Genomic DNA, 6,522 nt, shown 5'->3' on the forward strand with positions numbered 1-6,522 from the left:
TAATTATGCTGATAACCAATAATTCCAAAATGCCAAAATTAAGGGAAACGACGCCAGAAATGGGTAGTTCACCTATTTATGCTGAACTTATCAGTCAAACCCCAGGGCGAGTGCGATTGCGGGTGGCTCCAGAGTATCGCCAATCTCAGGACATTGAACCGCTGATTAAGTTGTTGAATGAACGTCTAGAGATTTATCGGGTACGAGCTAATATCCACAGTGGCAGTATTACGATTTTTTACGCCCAAGATCACATTAACTTTGAGGGAGTTTGGGCGATTTTGCAGGATTTAGGGGTCACGTTTAGCCCGATTCCTGAACAAGAACCGAGACGTTTGGAAAAGGGTCAATCTGATGCGGCGGCGAGTGTAACTTATGCTGTCACTCATCTCAACCATCGCGTGAGACGGGCAACCGATGGGATAGTTGATATAAGATTTTTGATTCCGCTGGGATTTAGTGTTTTAGCGATAAGGCAATTAATCGTTAAGGGACTAATGATAGAAGCGATTCCTTGGTATGTTTTAGCCTGGTATTCCTTTGATAGTTTTATTAAGCTGCATTATACCAGCGAACCACAGGAATAGTTGCTCTTTTGTAGTTTGTAGTAAGGGCTTTAGCCCTATGTAGCCATATAGTAGCTGGCATCAGTTAGGATACATCAGAATGTAGTAGAGACGTTCCGGTGGAACGTCTCTTTTTCCTACGAACGTGGTTGAAACGGTGCATTCAGGTTATCGTGTAAAGGAGAGTTTAATGCCTGATAAACGGTGAACAAAATTAAGCAGGTTTGGCGGCAATTTTTCAATCCTGATGATTTATGGCAGCTTCTCAATACCGATGTCCGGGAATTAGGGAAACCGGGAGAAATTGCCGAGGCTGGCGCAGAGGTTTCCAAAGCTGGGTTAATTTAGTTGATAAAAATGGCAAAATTGATAAACAAGCAAACCCGGTTAATTTAGAACAGTGGGCAAAAGAACAGCTTACGAATCTGGATAAAAACGGTCAAGTCCTATTTATTCAAGCGGGACCCGGACGAGGAAAAAGTGTCTTTTGTCGCATATTTGCCAATTGGGTGCGAGAACATCTTCATCCCATCTGGACACCGATTATGATTCGACTCCGGGATATTGACGCCTTTGAAAACAATATCGAAAATACCCTCCGCGCTGCGGTTAAGGCAGATTTTGTTAAGAGTGATGACGGCTGGTTAACTGACCGCAATACCCGATTTTTATTCGTCCTGGATGGATTTGATGAATTGCGAATTGAGGGAAGAACCACAGGTGGAATTGAAAAGTTTCTCAAACAGGTGGGGAATTATCAAAGCAGTTGTCAGCACAATCTTTTTAGGGAAGCTATCACTAATATAGGGTTTTCCACCACAAGTACGGGAGAGCTAACCTCAGCGACAAAAACCTCAGCGTCACATACCGTGTTAGTTTATTACTCTCCACACCCACCAACCTCAACGGTATTACCTGGAATGAAAATACTCAATGGGAAAACGTGCAAGGATTAGAAACAGCCGAAAATGTGCCAGAAGCGTTAAAGCAACTGCTATCGCTTTCCTCACCCAATCCATCACCAGACGCGCCAAATTCATGAGCCGCTCAAATGCTGACCCATCCTAATGTTAAGACAACAGACAGGGAAGACGCGATCGCAGGCTGTGGGAGGGCGGGTTTTGTACGAAAGTTATCGGTTATGTTTTGATATGTTAGTCCCTAAACCCGCCCCTACAGATTAGGTTTACGATAGCGCGATTAATTTAGTCCGCGCAGGCGGACGAAAGTTTGTGTAGCTGCGATTTCCAATCGCCATTAGACTATGACCCATTAATTAATTGAGACAAAACCATAGATACACTGTAGGGTGGGCAATGCCCACCAACCTTAAGTCAGTACTATTCCTTAGGAGGGTTGTACCATTTAAATAAACAACCAAACTTGTAGTGGCGTGGCATACCTAATTTGATGGATTAACCTGACGCCCGGAAACCGTAGGGGCGCATGGCGTGCGCCCAATTCAATGGTAAAATATAGTCCACAATTTTAGCTGTGTCACACCGCCATCGTGAGGATAGCAAAGCGTAACGCACCATTACTCTCATTTGTTACCCATTCAAGGTAATTTCTTACCAGCCAACTTTTCTGGGCGCACGTCAGTGCGCCCCTACAAATCCCTCTTGCATGAGAAACTCTTTAGCCACCTCAGCCGGTTCGCGCTTCTTACCACTCACTTCATAATTCAATCGTCGCATCGTTTCATTCGTCAACTTGGGTGCTAACTTATTCAGCGCATCTCGAATTCCTGGATACTTCTCCAATGTTTTTTGACGCACCACTGGCGCAACTTGATAGGGCGGAAATAAGTTTTTATCATCCTCCAATACAACTAAATTAAATGCACTGATTTCACCATCGGAGCTAAACCCCACCACGACATCAGCTTGTCCTTCGGTTAAGGCTTTATATCGTAACCCCGGATCAGTCGGAATAAATTTTTTAAGTTGAAAATCCCCATACACTTGTTTTAACCCCGGTAATCCATCCTCACGTCCCTCAAATTCTGGTGGACCTACCAAAGTTAATTGACTTGCCTGAGCTACCATATCGGAAATTGTTTTAATATTGTATTCTTTCGCACCCTCCTGAGTCATCGCCAAAGCATTCGTATTATTCATCGGTGCAGGTTCTAGCCAAACCAGATTATATTTCTCTTGATAACTATCCGCCACCGTTTGATAAACCTGCTGTGGATCACTATTGGTAGGACGCTTTAACACCGTTAATAAAGCAGTCCCCGTATACTCTGGATATAAATCAATTTGACCACTTTCCAAACCCGCTTGCGCCACGGGTGTTCCGCCCAAGTTTAACTTGCGTTCGACTTCAAACCCTTGATTTTCAAGTACCAGCGCATACATTTCCCCTAGTATAAATTGCTCAGTAAAATCTTTCGATCCTACCTTAATCGCACTCCCACCCCCCTGACAAGCGATCGCGAATACCATCGTCAACAGGGCAAGTCCAATCAGGGTAACAGTTCGACGCATTCGGGGCATAAATCTACCAAGTCTCAACATTCTTGTATAGTATCAATAAATGGAGATAACTTTCTCCACTTATTACCGACAACTATCTATTTCAACACATTGACACAATGGTAGAACAGATCAGTTCCCGACTAAGCGGCTACTGATCCAAAACTGAGAGTGACAATCTCCCCTGAGCATCTTGTTTATGTAAAGTCCTGATGATAAGTGAGAAATGAGAAAGAATTGAAAAAGCTATACTGAATTTATAGTCATGCTGAACGCGATCGCGAATACTATGATTTGTCCTAAAACTTGGATGGCAGCTTCTTTAATCTCCTGGATAAGCCTAGTTTGCTTAAGTATTTCACAGCCAGCTCAAGCAGAGTCTTCACTTGTCACAAATTTTAAGAAGAGAGAAACTACAAATGAAGATTTGGTAAAGTGTGGCTATACCAAAGAAGAAATTACGTTAAAGATTCCGGATAAGGGAGTTTTGAATCAACTAAACATTACCCCAGGAAATCGGATGGAAAACTATGCCGCAACTCGTTGTCAAGGATACCGCCCGCCGATTCCGTTAATGGCGTTAATTCCTCAATCCACATTTGGCACAACTATCGCTGAATATCCAACCTTGTATTTTTATATTCCAGATGTAAGTGTAAAGAATGTTAAAGCCGAGTTTAGTTTCTATGATCAAACCTTAAAAACCATCATTTATGAAAAGGAAATTCCGCTACAAGCCAGTGATAGCATTATTGCCGTTGATCTAGCCAATGATCCAGATTTACCTCCCTTAGAGGTGGGCAAACCCTATTTCTGGTATTTCAGTATTATTTTCGATCCCTATGACCGGAGTGACAGCACCTATGTCGCCGGGTGGATACAACGAGTTACGCCAAATTCCCCCATTAATCAGGAATTAGACAGGGCTGCACCTAAGGCGAAGCCTGCTATCTATGCCAATCATGGGATTTGGTATGAAACCCTCGAAAGTCTAGTCCAGTTGCGTTGTGCGGAGCCGGAAAATTCTACTGTAGCATCAAATTGGCAATACTTATTGCAGCAAGTTGGATTATCCGACATTGCTAGAAAACCTTTAGCGCAATGTCATTCAGCCCTAATAGCGGATCAGTTTTCGGAATCTACAGAGTAACCTAAGTATAGGGGAGCACAGGGAATGAATCCAATGAAGCGCTAAGCTAATCTGGAATCATTCTTGCCAGATTTATTAAAATTAATACTATGGCTTGGGTATTTTCAGGACGATTAAAGGTTGAGCGGATAACGGTTGCGATCGCGAATTTGCCGCCGTCATTGCAAGGAACTAAACTGGTACAGCTTAGTGATTTACATTATGATGGTTTTCGCCTGTCGGAAGCGATGCTGGCTGAGGCGATTGAGGTGAGTAATCAGGCTCAACCGGATTTAGTTGTGTTAACTGGAGACTACATCACCTATCAGCCAGAACCGATTCATCAACTGGTACGGCGATTAAAATACTTGGAAAGTCGTGCGGGAATCTATGCGGTACTGGGAAACCACGACATTTACCACCACCAAGCCAAAACCACAGTTACCGAGGCGCTAACCCAGATTGGTGTGCGCGTTTTATGGAATGAAATTGTCTATCCTTTAGGCAAAGGATTAGCCTTGGTAGGATTAGCGGATTTTTGGTCCAGTGAATTCAATCCCGCCCCGGTGATGAACCAAATCGATCCTCAAATACCCCGTATTGTCTTATCTCATAACCCGGACACGGCTGAACCCTTGCAGAAATGGCGCATCGATTTACAGTTATCAGGTCATACCCACGGAGGTCAAGTTGTGATTCCTGGATTTGGACCTGCGGCGTTATTGCTACCCATCCTGCGACTACTTATTCCTCGACCCCTGCACAAGTGGATTCCCTTTCTGAGAGAATGTTATCGAGTGGTCGATCATTGGGAATGGGGACAAGGAATGCATCAGGTTGGTGCAAATCGTATGTATGTGAATCGTGGGTTAGGAACTTATGCACCCGGACGTCTATTTTGTCCGCCAGAAGTTACCATTATTACTTTAGAGAGGGAATAGGCAAGAGGGAACAGGGAATGGGCAAACAAGTATTGTTTACAATCAATAGAAACAGGTAACTAATATGTTGGGGTTCATTCGGTCAGATTTGGCTCAATTTACGGCTTACACTCCTAATCCAGGGGGAGATTCGGGTAAGCCAATCCTATCGTGCGATCGCGTGGATGCGAATGAAAGTCCTGATGATTTGCCCGTTGAGTTAAAAGAAAAGCTAGCATGGACATATCAACACGAGATTGAGGCGAACCGCTATCCCGATGGTTCTCATCAAGCCCTAAAAGATGCGATCGCGCAGTATGTGACTGAATCGGCTGCTCTAGAAACACCCGTAACCTCTAGCCAAATCTCAGTGGGTAATGGTTCGGATGAACTGATTCGTTCTCTATTAATTACCACCTGTTTACGGGGAGAAGGTTCAATTCTCGTCGCCAATCCCACATTCTCCATGTACGGGATTCTGGCGCAAACCTTGGGTATTCCTGTGGTTACAGTTGAGCGTTGTTCGGATAACTTTGAGATTAACCTAGGCGAAGCCCAACGCGCGATCGCTCAATCAGAACATCCCCCTATCCGTGTAGTTTTCGTTGTTCACCCCAACTCCCCCACTGGCAATTCTCTCACACCGGCTGAACTCAAATGGTTGCGAAGTTTACCTGATCATATTTTGGTGGTGATTGATGAGGCATACTTTGAATTTAGCCAAACCTCTGTCGTTAACGAATTAGCGCAGCATCCAAACTGGGCAATTCTGCGAACCTTTTCCAAAGCCTTTCGCTTAGCCGCCCATCGGGTAGGATACTGCATCGCCCACCCAGAATTAATTGCCGCATTAGAAAAAATGCGCTTACCTTATAATTTACCCAGCTTTTCCCAAGCCGCCGCCCTTATCGCCCTGACTCACCGCGATCAACTCTTAGCCACGATTCCCCAAATTATTGCCGAACGCGATAAATTATTAGCTGCATTATCAGAGTATCCCGCGTTACAGGTTTGGTCGAGTTCTGCCAATTTTATTTATATTCGCCCTCGCCAACTTGAACAAAATAGCTTAAGTCAGATAGTTCAACAGATGAAAGCCCAAGGTACAGTAATCCGAAATACAGGTGGCGGATTACGAATTACTGTGGGTTCTCAACAAGAGAATCAGCGCACCTTAGAACGATTGTACCAAACGTTTGAGAAGGATTCGCATTCCGGTTATTCTTGACAATCCGCGCTAAATTTATTAAAGCATTGTTTAAGTTACCAAGTAGACTTCAATGCCGTCAGCTAAAACAGCAGGAACCCCGCGCTCTGGCGAAGCCGAGCGTCGGGAGGAATGCGAGTCCGGCGTAGGAACGGAGCCGGACAATAATCTATCGGACATACAGACAGCCTCTTTCTGATGAGATACAATAGGGCTATGA

General features: G+C 44.3%; 6 protein-coding genes. 5 read left to right on the forward strand and 1 reads right to left on the reverse strand.

The genetic code is table 11. The features are described from left to right. The first annotated feature begins 5 nt into the window (after positions 1-5). Positions 6-587 (forward strand): HMA2 domain-containing protein, encoded by a 582-nt coding sequence (locus RLO19_RS24055; protein ID WP_446359927.1) that lies wholly within the window; start codon positions 6-8, stop codon positions 585-587. Positions 588-820: 233 nt separating this feature from the next. Continuing rightward, positions 821-1,522 carry an NACHT domain-containing protein gene (locus RLO19_RS24060; protein ID WP_446359928.1) on the forward strand — a complete coding sequence of 234 codons (702 nt, stop codon included), beginning with the start codon at positions 821-823 and terminating at the stop codon, positions 1,520-1,522. Between the two features lie 642 nt (positions 1,523-2,164). On the opposite strand, the gene RLO19_RS24065 is transcribed toward RLO19_RS24060, so the two are convergent. Then, positions 2,165-3,067 (reverse strand): glycine betaine ABC transporter substrate-binding protein, encoded by a 903-nt coding sequence (locus RLO19_RS24065; protein WP_446359929.1) that lies wholly within the window; start codon positions 3,065-3,067, stop codon positions 2,165-2,167. Positions 3,068-3,533: 466 nt separating this feature from the next. Here RLO19_RS24065 and RLO19_RS24070 point away from each other — a divergent pair, with 466 nt between their 5' ends. From RLO19_RS24070 to RLO19_RS24080, 3 genes are all read left to right on the forward strand, one after another. Next, complete coding sequence (locus RLO19_RS24070; protein ID WP_446359930.1) at positions 3,534-4,196, forward strand: DUF928 domain-containing protein; 663 nt, start codon at positions 3,534-3,536, stop codon at positions 4,194-4,196. An 89-nt stretch (positions 4,197-4,285) separates the two neighbouring features. Beyond that, on the forward strand, positions 4,286-5,116 hold the full coding sequence (locus tag RLO19_RS24075; RefSeq protein WP_446359931.1) for a metallophosphoesterase: 831 nt from the start codon (positions 4,286-4,288) through the stop codon (positions 5,114-5,116). Positions 5,117-5,180: 64 nt separating this feature from the next. After that, the gene (locus RLO19_RS24080; RefSeq protein WP_446359932.1) at positions 5,181-6,323 is read left to right on the forward strand and encodes a histidinol-phosphate transaminase; all 1,143 of its coding nucleotides are present in this window, start codon (positions 5,181-5,183) and stop codon (positions 6,321-6,323) included. Positions 6,324-6,522: the final 199 nt, after the last annotated feature.

It is taken from the genome of Coleofasciculus sp. G2-EDA-02, assembly GCF_040226375.1.
Lineage (GTDB): Bacteria > Cyanobacteriota > Cyanobacteriia > Cyanobacteriales > Coleofasciculaceae > Coleofasciculus.